The sequence below is a fragment of the Pelagicoccus albus genome (genome assembly GCF_014230145.1).
In the GTDB taxonomy this organism is placed as follows: Bacteria; Verrucomicrobiota; Verrucomicrobiia; order Opitutales; family Opitutaceae; genus Pelagicoccus; species Pelagicoccus albus.
In genome coordinates this window covers 590,225-614,344 of sequence record NZ_JACHVC010000012.1, presented here as the reverse complement: position 1 = coordinate 614,344, position 24,120 = coordinate 590,225, and the positions used below count along the sequence as shown (strand labels likewise).

At 52.3% G+C, this 24,120-nt stretch carries 23 protein-coding genes; 9 read left to right on the top strand and 14 right to left on the bottom strand.

Features of this window, described 5'->3' with window-relative positions; genetic code table 11:
- Positions 1-139 precede the first annotated feature (139 nt).
- Positions 140-796, top strand: a complete 657-nt coding sequence (locus H5P27_RS12280) for a helix-turn-helix transcriptional regulator (protein WP_185660693.1) — start codon at positions 140-142, stop codon at positions 794-796.
- A 6-nt stretch (positions 797-802) separates the two neighbouring features.
- Here the strand turns inward: H5P27_RS12280 and H5P27_RS12275 are convergent, their stop codons facing one another.
- The gene (locus H5P27_RS12275; protein ID WP_185660692.1) at positions 803-1,324 is read right to left on the bottom strand and encodes a chemotaxis protein CheX; all 522 of its coding nucleotides are present in this window, start codon (positions 1,322-1,324) and stop codon (positions 803-805) included.
- Between the two features lie 211 nt (positions 1,325-1,535).
- Positions 1,536-2,876 carry a magnesium transporter gene (gene mgtE, locus H5P27_RS12270; RefSeq protein ID WP_185660691.1) on the bottom strand — a complete coding sequence of 447 codons (1,341 nt, stop codon included), beginning with the start codon at positions 2,874-2,876 and terminating at the stop codon, positions 1,536-1,538.
- 132 nt (positions 2,877-3,008) lie between these two features.
- Between mgtE and H5P27_RS12265 the strand changes: the two genes are divergently transcribed.
- Positions 3,009-3,989: a YheT family hydrolase gene (locus tag H5P27_RS12265; protein ID WP_185660690.1), complete on the top strand. Its 981-nt coding sequence runs from the start codon at positions 3,009-3,011 to the stop codon at positions 3,987-3,989.
- Here H5P27_RS12265 and H5P27_RS12260 read toward each other — a convergent pair.
- From H5P27_RS12260 to H5P27_RS12250, 3 genes are read right to left on the bottom strand one after another with little or no spacing between them, the layout of a single operon-like run.
- Complete coding sequence (locus H5P27_RS12260) at positions 3,986-4,747, bottom strand: SOS response-associated peptidase (protein ID WP_185660689.1); 762 nt, start codon at positions 4,745-4,747, stop codon at positions 3,986-3,988. The two genes, H5P27_RS12265 and H5P27_RS12260, sit on opposite strands and share 4 nt — an antisense overlap.
- A gap of 54 nt (positions 4,748-4,801) precedes the next feature.
- Entirely contained in the window at positions 4,802-6,256 is a 1,455-nt protein-coding gene (sthA, locus tag H5P27_RS12255) for a Si-specific NAD(P)(+) transhydrogenase (protein ID WP_185660688.1), read from the bottom strand.
- Positions 6,253-7,113, bottom strand: coding sequence for an HDOD domain-containing protein (locus tag H5P27_RS12250; protein WP_185660687.1), 861 nt, complete (start codon positions 7,111-7,113; stop codon positions 6,253-6,255). The genes sthA and H5P27_RS12250 overlap by 4 nt, the downstream gene beginning before the upstream one ends.
- 315 nt (positions 7,114-7,428) lie before the next feature.
- Here H5P27_RS12250 and H5P27_RS12245 point away from each other — a divergent pair, with 315 nt between their 5' ends.
- The gene (locus tag H5P27_RS12245) at positions 7,429-7,950 is read left to right on the top strand and encodes a chemotaxis protein CheX (protein WP_185660686.1); all 522 of its coding nucleotides are present in this window, start codon (positions 7,429-7,431) and stop codon (positions 7,948-7,950) included.
- 100 nt (positions 7,951-8,050) lie between these two features.
- On the top strand, positions 8,051-9,043 hold the full coding sequence (locus H5P27_RS12240) for a hypothetical protein (protein ID WP_185660685.1): 993 nt from the start codon (positions 8,051-8,053) through the stop codon (positions 9,041-9,043).
- Here the strand turns inward: H5P27_RS12240 and H5P27_RS12235 are convergent.
- Positions 9,040-9,996: a chemotaxis protein gene (locus H5P27_RS12235; protein WP_185660684.1), complete on the bottom strand. Its 957-nt coding sequence runs from the start codon at positions 9,994-9,996 to the stop codon at positions 9,040-9,042. The genes H5P27_RS12240 and H5P27_RS12235 overlap by 4 nt on opposite strands.
- A 184-nt stretch (positions 9,997-10,180) precedes the next feature.
- On the opposite strand from H5P27_RS12235, the gene rapA reads away from it, so the two are divergent.
- From rapA to H5P27_RS12215, 4 genes are all read left to right on the top strand, one after another.
- A complete protein-coding gene (rapA, locus tag H5P27_RS12230) occupies positions 10,181-13,042 on the top strand; it encodes an RNA polymerase-associated protein RapA (protein ID WP_185660683.1) in 2,862 nt (953 codons plus the stop codon).
- An 84-nt stretch (positions 13,043-13,126) separates the two neighbouring features.
- Positions 13,127-13,708 carry an SGNH/GDSL hydrolase family protein gene (locus H5P27_RS12225; protein WP_185660682.1) on the top strand — a complete coding sequence of 194 codons (582 nt, stop codon included), beginning with the start codon at positions 13,127-13,129 and terminating at the stop codon, positions 13,706-13,708.
- 112 nt (positions 13,709-13,820) lie between these two features.
- Complete coding sequence (locus tag H5P27_RS12220) at positions 13,821-14,087, top strand: hypothetical protein (RefSeq protein WP_221774698.1); 267 nt, start codon at positions 13,821-13,823, stop codon at positions 14,085-14,087.
- 76 nt (positions 14,088-14,163) lie between these two features.
- Entirely contained in the window at positions 14,164-15,390 is a 1,227-nt protein-coding gene (locus tag H5P27_RS12215; RefSeq protein WP_185660680.1) for a hypothetical protein, read from the top strand.
- On the opposite strand, the gene H5P27_RS12210 is transcribed toward H5P27_RS12215, so the two are convergent.
- Both H5P27_RS12210 and H5P27_RS12205 read right to left on the bottom strand, forming a co-directional pair.
- A complete protein-coding gene (locus H5P27_RS12210) occupies positions 15,373-16,083 on the bottom strand; it encodes a putative metalloprotease CJM1_0395 family protein (RefSeq protein ID WP_185660679.1) in 711 nt (236 codons plus the stop codon). The two genes, H5P27_RS12215 and H5P27_RS12210, sit on opposite strands and share 18 nt — an antisense overlap.
- Positions 16,084-16,260: 177 nt before the next feature.
- A complete protein-coding gene (locus H5P27_RS12205) occupies positions 16,261-16,473 on the bottom strand; it encodes a hypothetical protein (protein WP_185660678.1) in 213 nt (70 codons plus the stop codon).
- Between the two features lie 95 nt (positions 16,474-16,568).
- Between H5P27_RS12205 and H5P27_RS12200 the strand changes: the two genes are divergently transcribed.
- The gene (locus H5P27_RS12200; protein WP_185660677.1) at positions 16,569-17,468 is read left to right on the top strand and encodes a LysR family transcriptional regulator; all 900 of its coding nucleotides are present in this window, start codon (positions 16,569-16,571) and stop codon (positions 17,466-17,468) included.
- Positions 17,469-17,526: 58 nt separating this feature from the next.
- Here the strand turns inward: H5P27_RS12200 and H5P27_RS12195 are convergent, their stop codons facing one another.
- The 6 genes from H5P27_RS12195 to H5P27_RS12170 form a co-directional block, all read right to left on the bottom strand.
- Positions 17,527-18,684, bottom strand: a complete 1,158-nt coding sequence (locus H5P27_RS12195) for a Gfo/Idh/MocA family protein (RefSeq protein WP_185660676.1) — start codon at positions 18,682-18,684, stop codon at positions 17,527-17,529.
- Between the two features lie 24 nt (positions 18,685-18,708).
- Positions 18,709-19,752: a sugar phosphate isomerase/epimerase family protein gene (locus tag H5P27_RS12190; protein ID WP_185660675.1), complete on the bottom strand. Its 1,044-nt coding sequence runs from the start codon at positions 19,750-19,752 to the stop codon at positions 18,709-18,711.
- A gap of 191 nt (positions 19,753-19,943) precedes the next feature.
- Positions 19,944-21,239: a DUF1343 domain-containing protein gene (locus H5P27_RS12185; RefSeq protein WP_221774697.1), complete on the bottom strand. Its 1,296-nt coding sequence runs from the start codon at positions 21,237-21,239 to the stop codon at positions 19,944-19,946.
- A 41-nt stretch (positions 21,240-21,280) separates the two neighbouring features.
- Positions 21,281-21,844 carry a DUF2062 domain-containing protein gene (locus H5P27_RS12180; RefSeq protein WP_185660673.1) on the bottom strand — a complete coding sequence of 188 codons (564 nt, stop codon included), beginning with the start codon at positions 21,842-21,844 and terminating at the stop codon, positions 21,281-21,283.
- A 161-nt stretch (positions 21,845-22,005) separates the two neighbouring features.
- Positions 22,006-23,175, bottom strand: coding sequence for a glycerate kinase family protein (locus tag H5P27_RS12175; RefSeq protein ID WP_185660672.1), 1,170 nt, complete (start codon positions 23,173-23,175; stop codon positions 22,006-22,008).
- A 57-nt stretch (positions 23,176-23,232) separates the two neighbouring features.
- Complete coding sequence (locus tag H5P27_RS12170) at positions 23,233-24,090, bottom strand: BON domain-containing protein (RefSeq protein ID WP_185660671.1); 858 nt, start codon at positions 24,088-24,090, stop codon at positions 23,233-23,235.
- Positions 24,091-24,120 lie beyond the last annotated feature (30 nt).

Sequence of the window (24,120 nt, the reverse complement as noted above, 5' to 3'; positions counted from 1 at the left end):
ATTTCGTAGAAAAGTCGATAGGGGGGAAGCATGATTGAAGGGTCGGGATGCAAGCCAGAGGGATTCCTCGGGGCAGGACACTTCTTTGTCAGGCGTTTAAGCTCGACTTATTAAGAAAGAATTTCCTTTTTAAAAAGGGATGGCTTTAAAGAATGGCAGCTATAAAGGCCCGAATTGGGCGACTCGCCGCACCATACTTGAGATGCTTAAGGTGAAAGGCCCTCTTTCAAGCAAGGAGATGGCTGACGAGCTCGGTGTCTCTTCCATGGCGATACGTCAGCACATGCAGGAGCTCGAGCAACTGGGTGACGTGAAATCTGAGGACCGGGTCAAAGGGAAAGGGCGTCCGACAAAATACTGGTCTTTGACGCCGGAAGCGGCTCGGCATTTCCCGGATCGGCATCGCGATCTCATTTTGGATTTGTTGGGGAGCGTAGAGACTGTTCTGGGCCAAGAAGCGCTCGACAAATTGCTCAATGAGCGAAGGGACGAACAGGCGCGTAACTACGCAGATCGGATGAAGCAGTTCGAATCGCTAGAGGAGCGGGTGAAGGAACTTGCCCGCCTTCGCAATTCGGAAGGGTACATGGCGGAAGTGAGTGCCGACGAAGAAGCTGGTTTCCGGCTGGTGGAGAATCATTGCCCGATTTGCGCCGCTGCTTCCGTTTGCGAAGGCTTGTGCGCGCGGGAATTGACCGTCTTCAAACGGGTTCTTGGCCCGGATTGCAAGGTGGAGAGGGTTGAACATCTCCTAGGCGGCGGTAGTCGTTGCGCTTACCGTATTTTGCCCAAGTGAGCGGATTTACAGGCGTTGCGAAAGCAAGAGGTCCGCGTAGATATTGAGATTTCCGACCTCGAAGGTAAACCGATACTGCTCTGCGGTACCCGCTGTACTGATGGCCATGCGTTTGCCTTGGACAACAGTTGGGAGGGTGAGTGTCGAGGGCAGTCCTAGGTCTGCTAGCTTGTTTTTGAAAGTGCCCGCAAACATGTTCGTCAATTCGCCACAAACGTCGCGCACGACGTCATCATCCAAGTCTTCGCGATCTAATCCTGTAATTTTCCCACTCGCTTCGTACGCGAAGTTTTCCGTCATGAAGAGATAGCACACGCCATTGATTTCGCCTGCAAATCCCACGGAAGAAGCGAACATTCGCTTTGAATCATCTTTGGCGGGATCGATCTTTGGACTGAATGCTTGCTTGCCCGAATAGGATTCGTGCCCTTTGCACTCGCATTGCATACTGGCCATCGTGTCGATAACCTTGACGAGCGAGGTGCTGAGAAATTCGTGAATTTTTCCGACGGGTACAGAAACGGACATTTTGGTGGGATTCTCTTGGTGTGGCGGTCGACGTTTGTCGGAGGTGTTGGGCGTTCGTGTGAGGCTTGCTCGTTCGAAAATTCGCTAGAAGTGGTCGGTTAGTATGTTGAGGACTAGAGTCCTTAATCGGAGCATTTCTCGTTAACTGAGATGGAAATAGGGGTGATTAGCGCGAAATTTACTGCTAGTGATTGGATCGCTTTGGTAGGCTTTAGAGAGCAACGAATTTGAGAGCCAAAGAGGCAAGGCTCAGAAACAAGAAGAAGCCAACCACATCGGTCACTGTGGTTACCATGATGGAGGACGCAAGTGCGGGGTCGACTTTGACCGCTCGCAGTCCGACGGGGACAAGTACTCCCGCTAGGGCGGCAGCAACCATGTTGAGCAGCATGGCCATAAATACGACGACTCCGATCAGCCAGCTGCCTTGCCAGAGCCAGGAAATCGCTCCTACTGCGATCCCAATGGCAAGGCCGGCTACCGAGCCAATGATGATTTCCTTCACCAAGACCCGTTTCCACTCTTTGTCCTCGATCTCTCCGAGAGCCAGCGAGCGTACAACGATGGTCAGGGTTTGAGCGCCGGCATTGCCTCCCATTCCGCCTATGATGGGTAGGAAAAAGGCGAGTACGGTGTAGGCGGAAATGGTCTTTTCGAACATGGATATCACCCATGCGGCCAAAAATGCTGTGCCCAGGTTTACCATCAGCCAAGGGAGGCGATTCTTCACGGATCGGCTCCACGGAGTGGTAACCATTTCTTCTCCGCTCAAGCCCACCATGCGCTGCATGTCCTCTGTGGCCTCTTCTTGGATAACGTCGATAACGTCGTCCGAGGTTACGAGTCCGACTAGTTTGCCGAAGTCGTCCACTACGGGGAGGGCGAGGTAGTTGTACTTTTGGAAGATGTTGGCGATCTCCTCTTGGTCGGCGTTCACCGATACGGAGCGTACCTCGGTGATCATGACGTCAGCCACTTTCAGACGAAGGTCTCGGAAAAGGAGGTCTCTTAGTTTCAGCACGCCTTGCAAACGCTCGTTTTCATCGACTGCGTAAATGTAGATGGCGTTATCTTGATCTTGGTCTTCGTCTTTGCGGATGGCTTCTCTTGCCTCCGAAAGGGCCAGCGTGGTGAGGACCGCGTTGACTTCCGTTCTCATGATACCCCCTGCGGTATCGGCCTCGTACTCAAGCAGGGTGGTTATCTCCTCGACGTCCTCGTCGGGGAGCTGGTCCATGATCTCCTGGAGTCGTTCTGCGGAGACGCCTCCCAATGCGTCGGCCGCATCGTCCGAATACATTTCGGGAATGATGTCGGAAACGCGTTCCAAGCGCATATTTTCCAGAAGGTCGGTTTGGATGTCCTGGGGGAGCTCGGTCAAAATCTCGGCTACCTTTTCGTCCGGTAACTCGCGCAGCACCTGACGAATGTCGGGGAGACTCCTGTCTTCGAGATTCTCCGCGATGTCGCTAGGATGCATATCCTTCAGCCGATTTAGGTCGCGGTTGAAGGCGTTGGTCGCGATCTCTGTCTGGTCTTCCCGCTGCTCCATGAGGATTTGGTTAAGACAAATAGTAGCTGCTGCAGCAAGATCGCTATTTTAAGATGGCGCAAAAAAAGAATGGCTGAGACTTTTTTATCGATCCTTCCTCTGCGAAAGGTGGAAGCCTTCAGTCTAAGCTAAATGCCAATCTATCAAGCTCCACCTTATCACTGTCCCCTCGGCCTGAGAGGGGAACATCTGGAAACGATCATACCAAATGTAACTCGGAGGCGGTTCAGGCTGTCCTACCGTAGGGAGCGTATCGAGCTGGCGGATGGCGATTTTGTGGACATAGATTTCTCCAAGCCCAGTTGTAATGATAATATCGATACTTGCGTTTTAGCAATGCATGGACTGGAGGGCTCCTCGGGAGCTCCATACGTCAAGAGTCTGTCGAGATGTGTGAATCGCTTAGGTTGGGATTTTGCGGCGCTCAACTTCAGAGGCTGCAGTGGAGAGATGAATCGCAAAGCCCGATTTTATCACAGTGGAGATACCGGGGATGTCGATGAGGTGGCTAGGTATTTATTAATGCGATACGACCGTCTTGCTTTGGTTGGTTTTAGTCTCGGAGGGAACGTCGTGCTCAAATATATGGGAGAGAATTCCGATTGCCTGCCGAAAGGGGTTCGAGCGGCGGTTTCTATTTCGGCACCGATCGATCTCGAGGGGTCGGCTCTCCGCATCGGCCGACCGAGTAATCGCTTCTACATGAAGCGGTTCATTCGTCTGCTCAGCGAAAAGATCGAAAGGAAAGCCAAGCTGTTTCCTGAGGATCTGGATGCGGAAGGGTGCAGGGAATTGGATGATTTTGAGGCATTTGATGGGCGTTACACGGCTCCTTTAAATGGATTCGCCAGCGCAGAGGACTATTGGAAGCGTAGTAGCGCTTTGAACTGGCTTCAGGACATCACCCGACCCTCGCTGCTTCTTAATGCGCGAAACGACCCGTTTCTTACCGAAGCCTGTTTTCCTGAAGTTCTCGCATCGCAAAGCGATATGTTTTACGCCACTTTCCCCGAGCGAGGAGGTCATCTAGGTTTTCCCGGAGCTCGCAAGGGCGGGATGGCTTGGCACGAGCGGGTTTGTTTGGCGTTTCTGCAGGAAAAACTCGCGGACTAGAGGTCCAGGTCTAGCTGGGGTTGGTCGGCTGCTGTGGGTGCTTCGAGACAAGCAGGGCCTTCGTTGCTGTTGTTGTTCACAACCGGATTTGCGACCTTGTACGCCATTGCCTGGGAATCGAATGGAGCGAAGATTTCCGAGGCTTTGATCTTGTTAATCGAAGAGGTGTTTAGCTCCAGCCAGTCTCGGCATCGCTCCGCTGAGAGAATTACGGGCATGCGGTCGTGGAATTTAGCCATCAGCGAATTCGCTCTGGTGGTCAGAATGGTATAGCTCTGGATTTCGTATCCATCTTTGCCTGTCCAGCTCTCCCAAATTCCTGCCATGCAAAACGGGGCTTCATCCCGTAGGGTAAAATGGTACGGTTGGTTAATGCCATTTCGCCTTTTCCATTCATAAAAACCGTCTGCGGGTACGAGACAGCGTCTGCGTTCGAAAGCGGACCTAAACGAGGGCTTGTCGAAAACGGTTTCCGACCTCGCGTTTATCATCGGCGATTGGCTGCGAGGCTCTTTCGACCAGCTTGGTACTAGCCCCCACCGCATCCGCGATGTGTTCAGGATTTTGGAATTGTTCTGGGAGGGTAGGAAGACGGTGTTATTTTGGGTCGGGGCGATGTTGTAGCGGGGAACGCTTTCGCCGAGAGCTTCAACTTTGTTTTCCAGAAGGTAATCCCCAACGCTCTCGCCCAGAGATTTGAAGCCTTTTCTTAAGGTGTATCGCCCGCACATGCCAGTGCTCTCCACAATGTAGAGCATAGGCCGGTTTACAAACGGGAACTCGTAAAGTTTTGTAAAAAAACAATAAAGCCCTTAGTTCAACTCGGCTTCATCTATGAGTTTTTGGATACGGGGCTGCAGCTTCTTGCTTTGGCGTTGAGAGCGTTTGGTAGCGATGTTTAAGGCTGCGATGCGGTACGCTTCTCCGAGGGTGGGGAAGTTCAGAATATTTTCTAGGAAGACGTCGATGGAATTGCCGTTGAGGATAGCCATTTCGCCAACATGGATCAAATCGGTTGCCCCCTCGGCAACGATGTGTACGCCCAGGATCTTCTCTCCTTGCTCGTCGGAAATCATTTTGAGCATGCCGTCCTTGATACCTGCGATTTGTCCGCGGGCAACTTCGTCAAAACTCGCTCTTCCGATTATAATATTATCTCCGTATTGCTCGCGGGCTTGCTCTTCCGAAAGTCCGACTGAGGATAGCTCTGGCACTGCGTAGATCCCTATCGGCACTAGGCTGATAGATTCCTTGCTCGATTCTCCGATGATGTGCTTTATTGCCCTGCGTCCTTGCTCCATGGATACTGAAGCGAGAGAAGGCGGTCCGATGACATCGCCGACCGCATAGATGGAAGGGGTGGAGGTTTGATAGTTTTCATCGACGTCGATGGTACCATTTGATCCAAGCTGCACTCCCGTGCTGCTCAGGTTGAGAGGTTCTGTATTGGCGAGACGACCTTGGGCGACCAGCATCTTGTCGCTGAGGAGCTCCTGTCCGTTGTCCAGAATGGTACGGACTTGCAGCCCATTCCATTCGACGGATTTGGCGTTAACATTGCCGATATATTTACCCCCGTAGCGGGTAAAATTGTCTAGGAATTTTCCGGTTAGCTCTGGCTCCATGAACATCAGAGGCCGTGGCGTTTTATCGATCATTGTGACCTTTACGCCAAGCAGGGAGAAGATGGAGGCGTATTCAGACGCTATGACACCTGCGCCAATCACCGTTAGCGATCGAGGCAGGTAAATCATGCTCAAAATAGAATCGCTATCGAGAATGTGCTCATGATCGACAGGAATTTCTTCGGGAGTGCGAGGACGTGATCCGGTTGCTACGATAATGTGTTTACCCTGAAGCACGGTCCGCTTTCCTTTAACCGTCGTTACCAGCACAGTGGTTTCGTCAATAAATGAGGCTCGGCCTAGGAATACCTTACCTCCAGTGAGGTCCATCTGTTGGGAGATGTGATTGGTGTAGGACTGCAGCACGGAGTCCAAGCGCCTCATCAGGGTTGAGACCTCCATATTCTCCTTGAGCTTAAAGTCGAATACGTCCGCGTTGCGCTTGAGGGTCGTTATGGTCAGAGCTGCTTCGCGCAAAGTCTTGCTTGGAATCGTACCCAGGTGAACGCAGGTTCCGCCCACCGCTCTTTCTCTTTCGACGATGGCTACTTTTAGGCCTGACTTAGTGGCTTGCTCGGCTGCTTTTTGGCCACCGGGTCCGGATCCGATGACGATGATGTCGAAAAGTTCGTCTGGGGTCATAGTTCCATGGCGGCTACAACCGCTTTTACTTCGTCTTTTCTTCCGAGCAGGTACTGGAAGTCGTCTTGATAAAAGTTAAGGTATTCGATTACGGGGTCTTTGGACAGGTCCAGCACATTGAACTTCATGGGCTCCATCATCCAATGTCCGAGCAGTTGGGAAAGGTAGGTCGCTGCACTCTCGTCCTTGAAGCTGGGCGCTCTCTCGTAGGTGGGATAGTAGTGAGTGGTCACCTGCAATTGCCTCGGCAGATCCCAGTCAAGGGCCGCCTTAGTAGCAATTTTTGAATGCATGGCGGAAACGATCTGGGCGACTTCCTTATCATTGAGTCTCACGTCCAATTGCTTTTGCACTTTTGAGATAAGCTTCAGGCAGATAGGACGTCCCACGGAGTGGAGAAGTCCGCAGAGGAATTGTCCTTCCACGTTGCGTCTGCGCTTTTTGGCAATCTCGCGTCCGTAAGCTGCGGCTGCGAGCGCATGGCGAAGCAGTTCCTTAATCTGTTTCTCAAAGCCGCCTGCGTTGAAAATGTCACCTTGTAGGGAAACGGCTATGGCGATTTCTCCCATCAGTTTCATTCCTAGCCGAGTCACAGCCTGTTGCAGGGATACTATGGGCTCTCCACTCCGGTAGGTCGCGGAGTTGGCGATCCGGAGCACATGGCTCGCGATAGATTGGTCGCTATGGATCAGTTTGGAGAGCTCGCCCATGTCGGCCTCCGGATTTCTCGAAAGGCTAAATACTTTGCTGGCTACGCTCGGCATGACGGGGAGCTCGAGATCCCCGTTCTTTACTCCGGATACGATGGCGTTGGCGACTTGTTGGACAGGGGATAAGGTTTCTTGCTGGTTAGGCATAATCTGGAGGGTTGGTGCAAATGGATGCTTTTACCGAAATGTACAAAGAGGTAGAGAGAAGTAGGTGTCGTCCTATTCCTTCGGCAGGATGAGGCTTTATATTAAGCTATTTCCGCAAAATTGCATCATAATGAAATAGTATACCGCCGAAGGGCGCTGGGGTGTTTATGATGACCTGAGCGAGGAATTTCTGAAGGACCCTACGCAAGGATTCAGATAAAGAGGCTTAGGATTACTTATAAAATGACGATTGGGTTAATTGTCCTCTTATCTGTTGAACTCACATTTGTTCACTCCATCCACCAAGACACGTATATGCCCGCTCAAGAAGTTCCTACCGAACGATTGGACAACCTCGCTCGCGAAGCAGTGGTTACTGTATTCGATTCCATGATAAATGAAACAGTGACCTGGCTTTCCAGAGCCTGTCTCATGGAGAACCCGTCTGGTGACATATTGGCGAAGCTACCCATTTCCAAAGGGCTTTACGCGATCGTGGTCAATTGGGTCGGCGACGCTAAAGGCAAGGTCATGTTGGTCCTTCCTAAGGAAGCGGCCGAGCATTTCGCCATGAAGCTGTTTGACGTGCCTAGCTTGGATTGGCTGGAGGGCGATTCAGAGGAAGCTCTGCAGGACTCTTTGGGCGAACTCGGCAATATGCTTGTAGGCCTAGTCAAGGGAGGGCTGACCAAGTGGTATCCGAATCTGGCTCTTACGACTCCGAAAGTACTGAAGAACCGCCGCATGAAAGTTGATACTTCTACGATGAGTTTTCGTCGGCAGTATCATTTCGAAGGGCTTGGATCTGAGCTCATGATAGACTTTTGTTGCGAGTGATTTCGACCCGCATGGGTGTGTCGCCAGTCTTCTGAGCTCCTTTGGAGTCCAAATCTCGTTTGACGACTCGGGTTAATCGAATCACCTATAGCCCCACTAGATGCTCATTTTTACAAACGACGTAGCTACAGCCAATGCTTTGGAAAGGGCGGATGCCCGAGTAAAGGCCATCGCTTGGCAAGACCCGCTGACATTTGGACGTCTGGTATCGGGTAACGATCTGGATGCCTTCGCAAGCGCGAGGTCATTTGCCTACGCTGCTTCCCATTGGGATGAGGACAACGTGGTGGAAGAGGACTTCAAGTTGCGCCACGCGGATTTGCAGCAAGGCTTTGCGTCTGAGGACAAGGTTTATCTTTTGTTTGGAGGTTCTCTGGCCGACCAGTTTGGCCTTTCCCAAATACTCGGTTGGTTGAGCGAACGCCCGATCGCGGAGCAAGCAAAGGGGCATTTGGTGCAGGTCGACGGGGATCTATCGGTTTTTTCAGAAGGCGCCCTGCTGGAAATTGTTAAGACTGCGGAGCGGATTCCGGCTAACATGCATGCCGTCTACGCCATCACGTGGGATGCGATAGCTGGCTGCGATCCTAAGCAAGTCGAAGACGCGATGGATCGAGCGAGGTCGGCGGAACTGAGTAGTCTGGCAACTGCTTTGGAGCGGTGGCTTCAAGAGCTGCCCAGCCTAGAAAATGGGCTTTCCATCAGTCAAATGCAGGTACTCGACGCGGTTCGCCTTGGGATTCGAGATCCGCGTTCCTTGAGGTCTGAGGTTGAGAGGACGGAAAAGAACGTATTTCGCATAGACTGGGAGTTTTGGCAGATTCTGGATGCTTTGTGTTCTGAGCCCGAGCCGCTCTTGAGCCTGGAAAGTGGTGCTGCGTTTTTGTGTCCTCCTAGGGATTTGGCCTTCGAAGCTTTTGAAGCCCAGAGGCTTGATTTGACGGAGCGCGGCTTGGCGGTTCTGGAAGGCCGAAGCAATTACCTTAGTGGATCCTTTCCTGAACGTTGGTGGGGAGGAACGAAGATCGATGCCGAGTCGCCCTTCTTCTGGGATTACGCCACTCGCAAGGTAGTGGGCCCCAACGCTTCTTAGTTGAGCGAAGTTGGCAAGCAGAGGGAGTCGATGAGCTCTACGATCTGTGCCACGTCTGGCTTCGCCAGTTGAGCATCTGCTCCGACGGAAGCGCACTTCAGGGACATCTCCTTGTTTATCAAAGATGAGTAGACGATGACCTTGGGAGGCGAATCGGGGCATGCTTCCGATTTAACCCGCTTGCAGAGGGTCAAGCCATCCATTTGGGGCATTTCGATATCGGTTAGAACCAGATCGTAGGGAGAGGGGGGTCCGCCTTCTGAAATTCTTTTCAAGAGATGCGAGTATGCTTCCTCCCCGTTTGAAAATGATTCGATCTGAATATAGCCGGATTGTTTGAGAATATCCTCTGTTATGGTGCGGACCATCTTCGAATCCTCTGCATAGAGAATCCGGATCGCTGTTCTCTCCTCCTTGCATTCGACCAAGTCTTCCGTGGTGTAAGCCCCATGAGTTGACGGGAAGAGGCTCAGCATGAGCTGCTCGAGGTCCAGGATGACGATGATGTTCTCATCGATAGTGACTGTTCCAGTTGAGTAGGAGTTGCCGTTGTAGCCGGTAGCGCTCTGGCTGAGAGGTTCGAAGAATTCCCAAGAGGTGCGGTGAATTTTGGAGATTCCGTCGATCAGGAAGGCAGTTGTTTGCTTGTTGAACGATGTGACTAGGATCAGTTGGCGATCTAGGTTTAGACTCTCTGGATCGAAGGGGATGCCCAGAACCGACTTCAAATCCATCAGCATTATGGGCTCATCTTGAATATGAATCATACCAATGGTCCCGTAGGGCGCTTGGGCGACGCCTGTGACCTTCACGCTGCTGCGAGCCATGACGCGTTGCACTTTAGAAACGTTAATTCCGTGACTTATTCCGCCCAGGAAAAACTCGATGAATTCGACTTCGTTGGTACCGGACTCGAGGAGGATCGAATCACGCGTCGCTGCGTTTTGAGTCATTTGCTTTCAGGTAGGTAAGGGGGTGGGGAGAAAATACCTATCGATCATCGGCAAAGATATCCGAAATTTTAGCCCTAAAATCGAGACGGGCCATCTCCGCGCTATTGAGGAAATATTCGCCAACTCAGATTGGCCGTCCTTTCTCGTAGATTTTTTGCCGCATTTACCCAAGATCTGTCTCCGAATGATTAAGTACGCAGTAGGACAGCGATTTGTGAGCGAGCCAGAGCCTGAGTTGGGGCTTGGTATAGTCGAGGAGGTTGATGGTTACAGGATCACCTTGGGGTTTCCCGCCACCGGAGAACGCCGGATCTACGCCGCAGGCGCAGCGGTCCTCAAGCGAGTATCTTTTCGCGTGGGTGAGCGAGTTAACGGAAAGTCCGGCGCTTCTTTTACAGTGGAGGAACTCGATGAGAAAGATGGACTCATCGTTTATTTGGGTGAAGGGCAGAGCTTGCTAGAGTCTGACTTAGTCGCGGCCGGAAATTTCAGCCATCCTCAGGATCGGCTGATGGCAGGACAGGTGGATGATGACGAGGTATTCGCTTTGCGCTACAGAGCTCTATCGATGCAATCCGATTTGAGGGGAGCAGAGCTGAGAGGATTTTTTGGCGGCCGCTTGGATCTGATTCCGCATCAGTACTACATCCTGAAGGAGGTTTCATCGCGGCAATTGCCGAGAGTTTTGCTGTCCGACGAAGTTGGCTTGGGAAAGACCATCGAGGCCTGTTTAATCCTACAACGACTCAGAGCGGTGGGGCGTGCTCAGCGGGCTTTGATTCTGGTTCCGGAGGCCTTGGTGCATCAGTGGTTCGTGGAGTTGCTGCGCAGGTTTGGGCTTTGGTTTGGCATCTTTGACGAAGAACGTTGCCGTGCGTTGGAAGCGAGCAACGAAGGCGAAAATCCATTTTTGGACGAGCAGCTGGTGCTTTGTAGTGTCGACTATTTGGCCAATAGCGAAGTTCGTAGCGCTCAAGCGATCGACGCCGGTTGGGATCTTGTAGTGGTGGACGAAGCTCATCACCTGGAATGGTCCCCGGAAGAAACGAGTCCTGAGTACGCCCTGGTAGAGTCCTTGGGTGAGCGAAGCCCGGGCTTGTTGTTGCTGACCGCTACACCGACTCAACTAGGAGTGGCGGGCCATTTCGCTCGTCTCCGACTTCTCGATCCGGATCGGTATTCAGATCTCGATACTTTCCAAAAGGAAATGAAGGAGTTCGAAAAGGTCGCTGAAATTGCAGGAAAGATCATCGATGAAGAGACACTGACTGCTGAGGATGGCGAGGCTTTAAAATCTATTTTCGACCGTGATCCTGAAGGACTGAAGGCGCGTCTCCGAGATTTGGAGACAGGTAAGCCTGAAGCTCGAAAGTCGCTGATTCGCTCTTTGCTCGATGAACATGGCACGGGGCGAGTTGTATTCCGAAATACGCGGGCAAATATGAAAGGCTTCCCGAAGCGCATGTATTGTCCAGCTCCTCTAGAAGGTCATGAGGATGCCACTTTGATGGCCAAGCTAGTACGCGAGCTCGAGGCTGAGTCGACCAACTCGGAATCTGGAATCCGCTACAACTTCAAGGGTGATCCTCGTTTGTCTTGGCTGGTCTCCTTCCTGAAAGCGCGAAAGGGCGTTAAAACTCTGCTGATTTGTAAATCGCGTCAGAAAGCCATCGCCCTAGAGGCAGCCCTGAGGGAAAGCTTGAATATCAACATCGCTCTTTTCCACGAGGAGCTGCAGTTGGTGCAACGTGACCGTAACGCGGCCTGGTTCGCGGAGGAGGACGGCGCCCAGATTTTGATATGCTCTGAAATTGGTAGTGAGGGCCGCAATTTTCAGTTTGCTCACCACTTGGTGCTTTTCGATCTGCCCATTAATCCTGGTTTGCTGGAACAGCGTATCGGAAGACTCGATCGTATTGGACAAACGAGTACGATCCAAATTCATGTACCCTATGTTGTCGCTTCTCCTCAAGAGTGTATCGCAGAGTGGTGCCATCAGGGGCTAGATGCGTTTGAGACCTGCGTGCATGGAGGGTCCGAGTACATGGCTCGATTCGCAGACCGTCTCGTGTCATTAGCCGTTGAATACGGATGTAGTCGCAATGGCTCTAGAGATGAATTGGAAGCGTTTGTCCAAGAGACTCAAGCCTTTCGCGAGGAGCTGTCACTCCAATTGAAAAAAGGTCGCGATAGGCTGCTTGAACTCAACTCTTTCGATTCCGAGGTAGCGAATGACGTGATACGCCGAGTAAAGGAAGCGGAGTCGGATTCCGAATTGAAAGGTTTCCTCTACGATTTGTTGGAGTTCTTTGGAGTTCGCGTGGATGAACAAGAGGATGGGGATGTCATCCTTGATCCTTCTCACGCCTTTGTGGAGTCGTTTCCCTCTCTCCCGCCCGAGGGAGCCTTGGCAACCTTTGAACGTCAAAGAGCGATTTCTCGTGAGGATATTACCTTTATCACTCCCGACCATTCTTTGGTGGGCGACGCGATAGATTTGCTGGTGACATCCGAAAAGGGTGTATCGGCATTTTCATTACTAGAGAGTGATGAGCCAGGTTTGAGCTTGGAGGCTATATTCATGCTGGAGACCATTGCCCTGTCGAATTTGCATGTAGATCGATTCCTTTCCCCCACGCCGGTCCGCGTGATTGTGGATATCCGTGGAAACGATTTGTCGGATGAGCGAGATTTCGAATGGGCCGAGGAGAACCTTGAACCGGGAGATATCAATCGATTTCTCGAACGCCCGGGATTCAATCGGGAGTTTCTGGAAGCCATGATTGGAGGGGCGGAAGACATTGCTAAGAAAAAGGCGGGTAAGCTGATCAGTACTGCGAAATCCAAAGCGAAAAAGGTTCTGCAGGGAGAAATAGACCGTCTCGAGGATCTGCAGAAGATCAATGATAACGTCAGGCAAGAGGAGATCGATGCAGCTAAGGAAGAGTTGGAAGGAGTTCGCAATGCGGTAGGAGAATCTAGCCTGCGACTCGATTCGATCAGGCTCGTGGTGGAGGGAGCCGTTGACGGTTTGCAAAAAGATTAACTGTTATCACGCAATACGTGTATTAGTTGAGTTGAACGATAGACGCGAAAGCGCTAGGGAATAGGCTCCTCTAAGTTAATGAATATGAAACGCATAGTACTCATAGGCGACCAGATCTGTTCGGATTTGACTCCAGTTTTGACTGCCCTTCTCAAGGAAAAGGCTGAACTTTGGCTTGCTCCCGACCCGGTCCGTACTTCGGTCGACACTCTGGTGGGCGTTCGCGAATGGATCCCCAAGCGCCAGCCAAGTATCGCGGTGTTAACCTCGGGCGTCATGGACACACGCAAGATCTGTTTTGGAGATAGTGAGCGAGTGGTACCGCTCGATGTCTACGCGCGCAATGTACGCTGTGCCTTAAAAATCGTTTTGGAACAGAGTACTGCCACCCCGGTTTGGGCAACGATCCCAGCAGTTGATGTGCGACGCGTTGAGGACGAAGAGGAGTTTGGCTACGACAATGAGACTGTGTCCCTCTATAATGAAGAGGCGAAGTCGGTCGCTCGTTCGCTTGGAGTCCAAATTATCGATCTGTACGGAATCGTCAAAGCGGCTGCCCGTAGCGATTCGGCGCGTCCGGATGGAATCCGGCTTGATCAACACGCAAGCGACTATTTGGCGAAAGCGATCGCGACTCGTTTGAGTGACTTGATCTCGAAAAGCTAGGGTTTTCACGGGCATTTTCATACTCTTAGAGGATCGACTTTAGGAAAAGTCGGTAAATTGAGCATTCTCCTCTATTGTCATGTTGAGGAATTGCGCTAGAAAGTTAGGCGTAATGTCCTTCGATAGCGCGAGAATGGTGAACTCTATTACTCATGGTCGAGCCTCAGGTTTCGATCAGGAGGCAATGGGCTTTGGCACTCGGCGAGACTCGAATTCGGAATCTGGAACCAAGCAATCGGTTAACATTTCGGAAGAGACTTTACTGAAAGCTGCTAGGGCGAAGCTGAGTCGGATGGTATCGCAAAAGCGAGCTTACGACCAACGCGGACTTCTGTCGCCCGAGACACAGGTGGGCAGTTTGCTTTCGGCTCGCGCTTAGCACGGTTTGAGCGGCAACTCATTCGCTTGTAAAATCGGCTGGCAAATCGAAGCGGAGACGGCAGCTTTTCTGGTGTATGGATCTGAACAGTCTCCTCTACGCATTCGGATTATCCGGTTTCTTTGCATCTAGAGCATTTCTGCCCGCATTTGCTGCCGCCTTCGCTATGAAGTACGGCAGCTCGTTTCCTTGGCTCGGGAACATCGAGTTTATCAAAGAAATGGCCAATGCACCGTCTTGGTTCACACATCCGGCGGTGGTTTTGGGCTTAGGAGCCCTTGCTCTGGCCGAAATGTTGGCGGAACGATCGCCCGAGCTCAGAGAGCTCATGGATGAAGGTCTGGTCTATTTGAAATCCGGGCTGTCCATGGCTACCAGCTATGGATTACTCAGCGCTTCTGACGCTGCTGTAGCTGGAGACATCATTTCACAAGCCGGTATCTTGGAATCTATCCCCGCAGCTTTAACCGGCGGTTTGACATTTTTCCTGAGCATGACTCGCAACGGCGTAGTCGGGATTTTGAGTGAGGCGGATGAGGATGATTCGCTGGGCTTGCGAAAATTCATAAATTGGTGCGAAGAGCTTTGGGCCACCTTCGGGGTTTGGATGCTGCTTGCTTTGCCCGCGGCAGTTCTGCTGCTGAACGGCATCGTTTTTGGAGTGCTTTTCCTGATTCGCAAGAGGCACGAGAGCAAAATGGAAGACGCCCGCATCGAGTGTCCCTCCTGTGGAACGAGAATCCATTGCTTTTCGACCGCTTGCTTGAAATGCGACGCGCCGAATCCTAGCCCGGTTGCTCTTGGAATGCTGGGAGGAATGCTGGAACGCAAAGAGCCTAATCTCACGGCTCAGAAAGTTCGACTCATTGAGCTGAAGCGTTCCCCAAAATCAGGCGAGAAGGTGAAGGGGCGTGGAGCGGATATCTCATGTCAAGAGGATGGGATCGTGCTTTTCTCGGATCCCGCGCTGAACCAGACTTATTTCGAGACTGTGGATAGCCGGTTGCCCAAGGTTTTGATGGTGGCGGCGGTTTTGGGGTTTATACCTCTCCTTGGTTTGATAATCGGTGTCATTTACTACCGAATCCAGTTAGTTGCACCCTATCGTCGTTTTTTACCATGGAGCAAAAGTTTTTTGACTAAATGGTTGGTGCGCATAGTGTTGTTGATCCTGGCCATGCTCCAATTGGTACCTGTATTAGGGGGACTAGCTCTTCCTCTGATGGCCTTCATAAACCATTGGATGTACCGTTCAGCCTTTAAGTCCGCATTGAAGAAAAAGGGTTTAGCCGTTGGTATATAAGCCTTTTCGAGCCGAGTATTTCTCGGCTGCAAGCTGCATGTAGACATTTGAGCTTTGGCTACGCCGCTGCTCTTGCCCGTCGCTTTCTTCGCCTTGTGTAGAAGAAGGAGCAAAGATTTGCCGAATGGAGCTAATCTCTCCGCTGGCGTCCTCGCTTGCGTCTAGTCCAGAAGAATTATTTTTGCGGAAAAGATCCTGAGGAGAGTCCTCTTTTTCCTCCGACTCGGCTTCCAGTTTCGCTGCTGAAGCTGCTACCTTAAGGTCTTGAGCAGATGGTTCGGAAGGGGCTAGGGCGGCAGCTTTGATTTGTTGAGCTTTCCGAGCCGATTCCTCGGGAGTTTTTCCCGGACTGGTGTCGATTTTTACGCTGCCACCGATGGCATACTGCTTTCCGTCGGGACCGGTTTGGAAAACGTAATTTGGTCCCCCCATAGCCAGACTCCCTGCGGCTGCCATATGGGCCTGTTCGTGAGCTCTTACTTCGGCGTCACGCTTTTTTAGGTCTTCGACCTGCTTTTGTTCTGCTTCATCGAGCTTTTGCGGATTGGACGGATCGAATTCCTCTTTCTCGTTTTTCGACTCTTCCGCCTTTTTTTCGTACGAAGTAGCGTTTTCAGCCTCGCCCGACCCATTCCGGGTTTGAGCAGATGTGCTGAAGCCTGAGAGTCTGGTGCTACTAATCGGCGCGATCATCGTCTACAAGGGGAGAGGCACGGGGCCTTATTGTATTAATCGGCGCTAAGCTTCTTTGCTGAAGAGAACGCTTCAAGCGGCGGTCCGACCCAGAAATTGCAAAGCCTCCAGCTTTGGGGGCTGGAGGCTCTGGTTTAGGCGGAGTGGTTGGCTCCCTGTTTTTTTAAATCAAATTCGTTATGCGTGAGAGCGTTTCTTCATCTGGCGTGTTTTCAAACGGGAGCCAGTACCCCGGCGCATCTCAAGCGCACCTAAGAAGCCGAGTCCTACGAGGACCGCGGTGCTAGCGGTAAGCTTTTCTGAACCCGCGAACAGGTTCAAAATTCCGAGGAACGCCACGAAGGCGATCAAGGAAGCTACCAATATATGTCTAGTGTAGTGTGTGTTCATTGTTGGATGTCGGTTATTGCCGACGCTGAAAACTATAACGGATTTAATTTATAAGTTGAAATACTCTTTAATTATGAAATCCATAGGAAACGACTATGGAATTGCATCAACTCAGGTACTTTTTGGCGGTTGCGGAGGAGGGAAATTTTACCCGGGCGGCAGAGAAATCATTTGTCTCGCAGCCTTCGTTGAGTGCTCAAATCATTAAGTTAGAGGGAGAATTAGGCCAAAAACTCTTTAACCGACTGGGTCGTAAGGCGGAGCTCACTCGAGCTGGGACCTTTCTGGAGTCGCGTGCTCGGACCATCCTGATGGAGGTTGAGAACGCCGAACGACAGATAAAAGAGAACGAGGACGATGTTAAAGGGATTGTAAAAGTGGGAGTGACCCCGTCGGTGACCCCTTATCTCATCCCGAGAGTCATCAAGTTATGCCGCGAGCGTTATCCGAAGCTGAACATCCACGTGCAGGAGAATTTGCGCCGACGCTTGATCGATGAAGTTGCCCAAGGGCGCCTGGAAGTCGCTGTATCCTCTTACACTGGAGACGCTCCCAGCATCGATGCGGAACCGATACTCCGAGAAGAGTTAGTTTTAGCAGTTTCCAAGGACCATCCGCTGGCGAAAAAGAAATCGAAAATCTCGATCGACGATTTCAAGGACGAACCTTTGGTGTTGCTTGGGGAATCGGCTACATTAGGCGACAAGGTTTTCGATTTCTTCGACCGCATGAATGTGGAGCCTAATGTGGTGGCACTGTGTTCGCAGGTTCGTTCTGTAAAGGAGATGGTCAATCTCGGGGTGGGGGTCGCGATCCTGCCTGCCATGGCTAAGGAAGAGCATTTGCCCTTTGAGATCGTGTACCGGACTTTGGTTTCCGAGCGGATGACGCGATTGCTTTTCGCCCTGACCCATGCTCGCCGTTACCTTTCGCCCGGAGCTCGGGCCTTCTTGGACTTGATTCGAGACGTGGCCTACACCTACGACAGTAAGTAAAAAAGGAACGCCGGTTGAGGCGTTCCTTGATTTTAAAGTAGAAAGTTGGCTCGGCGGGCTAGGCTTTTACGAACTTCGTCCACTTGGCTTTTCCTTTGGCGGAGCGGACTGCGGTTTCGATGAAAGCCATGCCTTCTATACCGTCCTCCACATTTGGGAAATCCAAGACCTTTGGCATTTTCTTGCCGTGGACTTCGCAATCGATCGCTTTGGCGGCAGCCATGTAGATGTTGGCGAATGCCTCGATGAATGCTTCTGGGTGTCCAGCCGGCAGGCGCGTGTTGTCCTTGGCCGCTTTGCTGAGATAGTCGTTTCCGCGTCGCAATGTTTGGCGAGGCTTATCGGCGTACTTTACGATCAGGTCGTTTGGCTCTTCCTGGTGCCATTCGAGTGATGCTTTTTCGCCGTAGATACGAATGTTCAAATTGTTTTCGTCCCCTCCGGAAATTTGGGATGCGTAGAGGATGCCACGAGCTCCATTGTCGTAGTGGACCAATATGTTGCCGTCGTCTTCCAGCAGCCGCCCGGGCACGAAGGTCGTGAAATCTGCACACATTTCTGTGATCTTCAGTCCAGTGATATAGCGAGCAAGATTCTCGGCGTGTGTACCGATATCTCCAATACAGCAAGATGCTCCCGCTCTTTTGGGATCCGTTCGCCAAGCCGCTTGCTTTTGGTCTTCCTTTTCCAAGGCGGAAAGCAGCCAGCCCTGTGGATACTCGACAACGATCTTCAGGATCTTGCCGAGCTTGCCCTTTGATACGAGGTCCCGTGCTTCCTTGACCATTGGGTAGCCTGTGTAGTTGTGAGTGAGAGCGAAGACCTTTCCTGACTTTTTGACGATGCTCCGCATTTTCTTGGCTTGAGCCAGATCAAAGGTCATAGGCTTGTCGCAAATGACATTGAACCCAGCTTGTAGGAAAGTTTTGGAGACGTCGAAGTGTGTGTGGTTGGGAGTAACAATCGATACGAAGTCGATCCGTTGGTCTTCGGGGAGGGCCGCCTCCGCCTTAGCCATCTCCTGGTAGCTCGCGTAGCAGCGGTCAGGTGCGATGTAGAGTTCTTTGCCGGATGCCTTTGATCGGGCTGGATCGGATGAGAACGCGCCTGCCACTAATTCGATTTGGCCATCGAGATTTGCGGCGGCTCGATGTACCGCTCCGATGAAGGCACCTTGTCCGCCTCCCACCATGCCCATGCGTAGTTTTCTTTTCATGACAAATATTCGAAGGTTGAAGGCTTATTGTTGTTCTTTGTCGAAAGCCGCATCGAAGGCGACCTTGCTGGATGGGAAGTCGCATTTTCTGACGAATTCAGAGGCCTCGCTCCCACCGTGTACGCGATCCATGCGGATATCTTCCCACTCGACCGATAGTGGCCCAACGTAGTTGATGTCGTTCAAGGCAACGATGATTTCTTCAAAGTTTATGTCTCCGTGTCCGAGAGACCTGAAGTCCCAGAAACGTTTTGGATCGCCAAAATTAGTATGGCCTCCGAATACGCCTACGGATCCGTCTCCATGACCCCACCACACGTCCTTCATATGGACATGGTAGATGCGATCGGAGAATTCTCGGATGAAGCGAACGTAGTCGACTCCTTGATACCCGAGGTGTGAAGGGTCGTAGTTGAAGCCGAATCGCTTGTGTCCCTTTACTGCTTTGATCGCTCGGCGAGCCGTGGCGGTGTCGAATGCAATTTCCGTTGGATGGACTTCGAGTCCGAAGTTAACGTCCACCTTGTCGAAGGCGTCCAATATGGGGATCCAACGTTTGGCGAAGTCTGCGAAGCCTTTATCTATGTAGGCTTGATCGGTAGGTGGGAAGGCATACAGGGCATGCCAGATCGAGGAGCCAGTGAAGCCGTTTACTACGACCGGGAAGTCATCCTTTTTTCCGCGACCCGGCTTGCAGTCGAAAAACTTCCGAGCTGCTTTAGCGGTTTTGATCATCGCTTTGGCAGCACGTTTGCGAACGCCTTCTGGATCGCCGTTACCCCAGATTTCGGGAGGTAGGATCGCTTTGTGTCGCTCGTCGATAGGGTCGCAAACGGCTTGGCCGACTAAGTGATTGGAAATCGAGTAGCAATTAAGGCCATGCTCCGCCAGGAGTTCCCACTTTTCCTGGCAGTATTTTTTGCTGCGAAAAGCTTGGTCCACATCGAAGTGATCTCCCCAACAGGCGAGCTCGACTCCGTCGTAACCCATCTTTTTGACAAGAGGCGCTAGTTCGGCGATTGGCAGGTCGGCCCATTGGCCGGTGAACAAGGTGACAGGTCTAGGCATGGTTTTGCTTCTTTAGCTTTTTGTTATGAGGGGAGCGTTGGCCACGATTGGGGTAGGGCCGCTCTCTTTCTAAAAACGATTGTCTGGGCTACCCTAGTAAACTTGAGGCAGCGGGCAACAGGAATTGGGATGGGCAAGGGCTTGCATAAGAGTAGCCCTATAGACTTTGGGGTGAACTCGTTCGCAGCTTCCTAGTCGTAGAGCCAAAACTTGCGGCTTTCGATTTGGAATTGTTGAGCCTGTCTTTGCCAAAGTGTGATGTATCCACTTACGTTGGCATGTTCACCGCGTTGAGTGAGTTGGGTCCACCACCCGGAGGAACCGGTATGCTTGTTGAACAAGTTGGCTTGGGCTTCGGTCGCTTGGGCGAAGGGGTTTCCAGCTTCGAACTTCGCAGTAAGCTGCATCATGTAGAAGCTCAGCTCAGTGGGTCGCCATGTTTTCCAATTGGTGACGCGCACGTAGAGTCCGGTACCTTGGTTGGTCTTTTTCTTCGTGAAAGAGATTCCCGGAATGTTGCAGGCTTTCAGCTCGGCGTGGAGTTGATCGATATCCATGGCGCCGTAGCGAAGGCAACGGAAGGGATACTCCGAACCGATTCCGTGTTTGAAACCTCCCAGCTGAGCGCCGAGCCCCGTCATCGGGTAGCCGACTACCGATTCGAAGTCTGGGATAAAGGGAGAGGTAGCCACCCATCTTAGGCCTGTTTGCGGCCAGCTCATGTAGCGATTCCAGCCTTCCATGGTAACCACTTTTAGTGTGCCGTTTAGGCGCTGCTCTTCGGTGATATTGAGTATTCCCGGTGTGGATACTGCCATGCGAGCGAGTTCACCGATGGTGAGTCCGTGTACGTAGGGAACCTGAAACGATCCGACGTAGCTCATCCATTGCTCTTCGAGTGGCGGTCCATCGACTTTTAGTCCGCCGAGCGGGTTGGGGCGGTCAAGAATGACTACCTCCTTACCGTTTTCGAAACACGCTTCCAAGGCAAGCTTCATGCAGCTCACAAAGGTGTAGCTGCGGGTGCCGATGTCCTGCAGATCTATCACCAAGGTGTCGATATTGCTCAACATCTCCGGAGTCGGCTTACGGTATTTTCCGTACAAGGAGTAGACATGCAGTCCGGTCCGGGAATCAATCTTGTCCAGAACGGGAACGTCTGCCTTTTCGTCGCCGTAAATTCCGTGCTCCGGACCGAACAGGGTGGTGAGGTTTACGTTTTGGGCAGAATGGAGGACGCGGATGGAGCTTACCCCGTAACGGTTCACACCCGCGGGATGAGTGAGGAGGCCGACACGTCGGTTTTCCAGTTCGTCGAAATTGCTAGCCGCAAGCACATCGATACCAAGCAGGGTCCGTTGTGGAGTATTGGTTTGTTGGATATCTTGTCCTACGGCTGCGACGGGGAGCAGGCAGCTGGCAATCAGGCTAAGAAGGATTAGGATGATCGGCGAAAAGCCTTGTTTTTTCGTTGGAGCGCACCGCATGAAGAAGGCGAAATTGGAGCCTCTAGACGGATTGGGCAAACCTAACTTTTGAGCATTCGCTTCACGTCTACGCTCTTGGAGAGTCGCTTAAAGATGAAGAAGCGAAATACGAGATCCACGATGAAGCCGAAAAAGATGCCCACGATAATCCCGCCGATTACCATATTGTAGGCCGCTTTGGAAATTCCGGAGTGCAAGGAGGGCAAGCCCCATAGGTCGACTAGCCAACCTCCAGTCCATGCGGTGAAAGTGTAGATTGGGATGGCTGTGAAAATGTTAGTCACCAACTGGACTGCCATGATGACGAGTAGGTTTGCTCGCAAGGCTAGGGCCACAAAGAAGGCCGCTACGAACTGGGCCCCGAATATGGGCAAAAAGGCGATGATGCTGCCCATATAGATGGCCATGCGGACCTCTCTTTCGCCAAACCTCCAAAGATAGGGAGACTTGCGGGCGGCTTTGGCGAACCATTTTAAGATCGGCCATCGGTGCAGGTTAGCCCGCCTAGGCAGAGGTCGCAGGATTTGTTTAGCCCTTCGAAACCGATTGTGCGCGTGCGAGCGTTTTTCCTGCTCGTTGCGTGTCTCTGGTTCGATGGTCATCATTGGGCTTGCCGTTTTGCGTCAGTGGGGAAGGGGGTACAAGTAAAACCGGCCCGAAGTCCGGCTATTACGGACTTTGTAGTCCTCCTACTAGATTCGACGACTAGACCAAGGGCTTGATTGAGGGGGGCGCCTTTCGTTGAAAATTGACGCTTTCCTGTCGCTCAATCGGAGAGCAGGTCTCGAATCGTTCTCTGCAAATTGGCTTTCGTTTCCGACAAGGCCTGGGCCAAAGGGGTTCCAGGTGGCGTGATCGCGTGGCTGCAATCCTTTAGGCGATCGTCATTCAAATCCCCTAGGCTTCCAGCGAGCACGATCAAGTCTTTGCCCAAATCTAGACATTGCTTTGCGAGGGATCCCGGTCCTTTTCCCTGCAGAGAAGACGCATCGAAGCGTCCCTCTCCTGTGATCACTAGGTCTGCTTTTTCCAACTTTTGGTAAAGGTTAGACCAACAAAATACCAGCTCCGCTCCCGGCACTATTTTTCCGCCGAGCCCCAGCATCAGGCCGAAGGCAGCTCCCCCGGCTGCGCCTGCTCCGGGCTCGTCGAAAAGAGCAGAATCGGCTTGGGTGGACTCGCACAGAAGCGTGGCGACCCGTTTCATTTCCGCCTCCAAGGAATTGAAATCTTCGGGCTCAAGCCCTTTCTGCGGCCCAAAAATCTGAGTAGCGCCCATGGGGCCAAGCAATGGGTTTTCGACATCGCAAGCGATGCGGATCGGTATGGAGGCGTTGATTTCGGGAGCTTGGATTTTGCTGATGGCTTGCCAGTTCCGTGGAGTGGGAAGACGTTTTAGTTCCTCGCCGTCTTTATCGAGCAAGCGGAAACCGAGCGCCTGTAGAGCTCCAACGGCCAAGTCGTTGGTTGCGGAACCGCCAAGGCCAATAAGGATGGCTTCGGCTCCCTCCGAAATGGCGTGTGCGATGGTTTGGCCGAAGCCGAAGCTTGTCGTGGTCCACGGAGAGCGATCCTTCTGCGGAACCAATGCGATACCGCTGGACTGGGCGAATTCCAATATTGCCAGCGTTCCCACCGATGAGGGGAGATCCAGTTTCTCGGCTGCTGCGGCGCTGATCTTATCAGTCGCGACCAATCCGTATCGGGCCCTTGTGGCTTGGCCGAGCGGACCGGTGACATTGGTTTGACGAAACTCTCCCTCGCAGAACTGGGTTAATGTATCGCAGAATCCGTCTCCGCCATCGGCGAGCGGCGAGGTGGAGATTTGCCAATCCGGTTTGGCAGCCTGCAGGGCTTGGGAAGCGGCGAGGCAAACCTCGTGGGCAGTCAGGGCATCTTTGAATTTATCGAAGGCGAGGAGTACGTTTTTTTTCATGCCTGCAGCTTTGGGCGTTCAAGGAAGGCAACCTAGCAAGGAATGTTCCACGAGCGGCTAGGGCGCGATTGTCAGCTCCTCCTCGACGCCGAGAACGCCTTGAGTGTAGACGGCAAGCTCGATGACTTGGCTTTTGGTGGCTTCGTCCGGCACGGTTCCGGTCAGTGTAACGACCCGGTCTTTGACTTGGATACTGACTGATTCACCAACCGAGTTTGCTTCGGCCACAATCTTACCGCGCAGGGCGGCGGCGATGGCTTGATCGACATCGGACTCGATTTCGGGGACGGTCTCCTCAGCTATTTCCTGAACGGTCTCTTCTGCTGACTCCACGGCCTCCTCTATTTCTTCGCTAGCTTCCTCGCTCGCCTCGGCAATCTCATCGGCTGCCTCATCGATTGATTCAGAGATTGATTCATCCACATCCTCACTGAGCTCTTCAACTTGGGCAATAGGTGCAGGCAAATCGGCGACAGGCGGTTCTGGCTCGGCGACAGGTTCATCTGGCTCAGCTACTGGTGGCTCTGGAGCGGGTTCCGGTGGGGCGGGCTCGCTGATTTCGGGTTCAGGAATGACCTCGGTCGCAGGTTCTTCGTCGGCTGATTCTTGCTCTTCGGGAGCTGGCTCCAAGGTTTCGACTTCCGGCATAACAACGGGAGGCACCTTTCTAGGACTGATGGATTCCTTGGAATCTCGTTTCATATCCAGCTCTTCGCTCGCTACCTCAAACATGGCTGGTTCGGGTGTTTCGGTCTCTTCGGCAACAGGTTCCGCAGGCGGCTCGATTTCTGCCGGCAAGTCGAGGGCTGCTTTTTCATCCTGTAGCTTCTGGTAGGCTTCTGGATCGGAAAAAAAGTTGTTTATCAACAGTCCCACGAAAATTCCGAGGATGAGAGCGACAAAAAAGGATTTCATTTAGCTAAGGAGTTCAGTGGGTATTTGGAT

Coding starts and splice junctions, on each gene's coding strand:
- H5P27_RS12195 (WP_185660676.1), bottom strand. CDS start 18,684: ATGAAAAGAAAACTACGCATGGGCATGGTGGGAGGCGGACAAGGTGCC.
- H5P27_RS12260 (WP_185660689.1), bottom strand. CDS start 4,747: ATGCTCTACATTGTGGAGAGCACTGGCATGTGCGGGCGATACACCTTA.
- H5P27_RS12280 (WP_185660693.1), top strand. CDS start 140: ATGGCTTTAAAGAATGGCAGCTATAAAGGCCCGAATTGGGCGACTCGC.
- mgtE (WP_185660691.1), bottom strand. CDS start 2,876: ATGGAGCAGCGGGAAGACCAGACAGAGATCGCGACCAACGCCTTCAAC.
- H5P27_RS12205 (WP_185660678.1), bottom strand. CDS start 16,473: ATGAACACACACTACACTAGACATATATTGGTAGCTTCCTTGATCGCC.
- H5P27_RS12185 (WP_221774697.1), bottom strand. CDS start 21,239: ATGCGGTGCGCTCCAACGAAAAAACAAGGCTTTTCGCCGATCATCCTA.
- H5P27_RS12275 (WP_185660692.1), bottom strand. CDS start 1,324: ATGTCCGTTTCTGTACCCGTCGGAAAAATTCACGAATTTCTCAGCACC.
- H5P27_RS12210 (WP_185660679.1), bottom strand. CDS start 16,083: ATGATCGCGCCGATTAGTAGCACCAGACTCTCAGGCTTCAGCACATCT.
- H5P27_RS12190 (WP_185660675.1), bottom strand. CDS start 19,752: ATGCCTAGACCTGTCACCTTGTTCACCGGCCAATGGGCCGACCTGCCA.
- H5P27_RS12235 (WP_185660684.1), bottom strand. CDS start 9,996: ATGACTCAAAACGCAGCGACGCGTGATTCGATCCTCCTCGAGTCCGGT.
- sthA (WP_185660688.1), bottom strand. CDS start 6,256: ATGACCCCAGACGAACTTTTCGACATCATCGTCATCGGATCCGGACCC.
- H5P27_RS12180 (WP_185660673.1), bottom strand. CDS start 21,844: ATGATGACCATCGAACCAGAGACACGCAACGAGCAGGAAAAACGCTCG.
- H5P27_RS12245 (WP_185660686.1), top strand. CDS start 7,429: ATGCCCGCTCAAGAAGTTCCTACCGAACGATTGGACAACCTCGCTCGC.
- H5P27_RS12220 (WP_221774698.1), top strand. CDS start 13,821: ATGTCCTTCGATAGCGCGAGAATGGTGAACTCTATTACTCATGGTCGA.
- H5P27_RS12265 (WP_185660690.1), top strand. CDS start 3,009: ATGCCAATCTATCAAGCTCCACCTTATCACTGTCCCCTCGGCCTGAGA.
- H5P27_RS12250 (WP_185660687.1), bottom strand. CDS start 7,113: ATGCCTAACCAGCAAGAAACCTTATCCCCTGTCCAACAAGTCGCCAAC.
- H5P27_RS12215 (WP_185660680.1), top strand. CDS start 14,164: ATGGATCTGAACAGTCTCCTCTACGCATTCGGATTATCCGGTTTCTTT.
- H5P27_RS12170 (WP_185660671.1), bottom strand. CDS start 24,090: ATGAAATCCTTTTTTGTCGCTCTCATCCTCGGAATTTTCGTGGGACTG.
- rapA (WP_185660683.1), top strand. CDS start 10,181: ATGATTAAGTACGCAGTAGGACAGCGATTTGTGAGCGAGCCAGAGCCT.
- H5P27_RS12200 (WP_185660677.1), top strand. CDS start 16,569: ATGGAATTGCATCAACTCAGGTACTTTTTGGCGGTTGCGGAGGAGGGA.
- H5P27_RS12240 (WP_185660685.1), top strand. CDS start 8,051: ATGCTCATTTTTACAAACGACGTAGCTACAGCCAATGCTTTGGAAAGG.
- H5P27_RS12175 (WP_185660672.1), bottom strand. CDS start 23,175: ATGAAAAAAAACGTACTCCTCGCCTTCGATAAATTCAAAGATGCCCTG.
- H5P27_RS12225 (WP_185660682.1), top strand. CDS start 13,127: ATGAAACGCATAGTACTCATAGGCGACCAGATCTGTTCGGATTTGACT.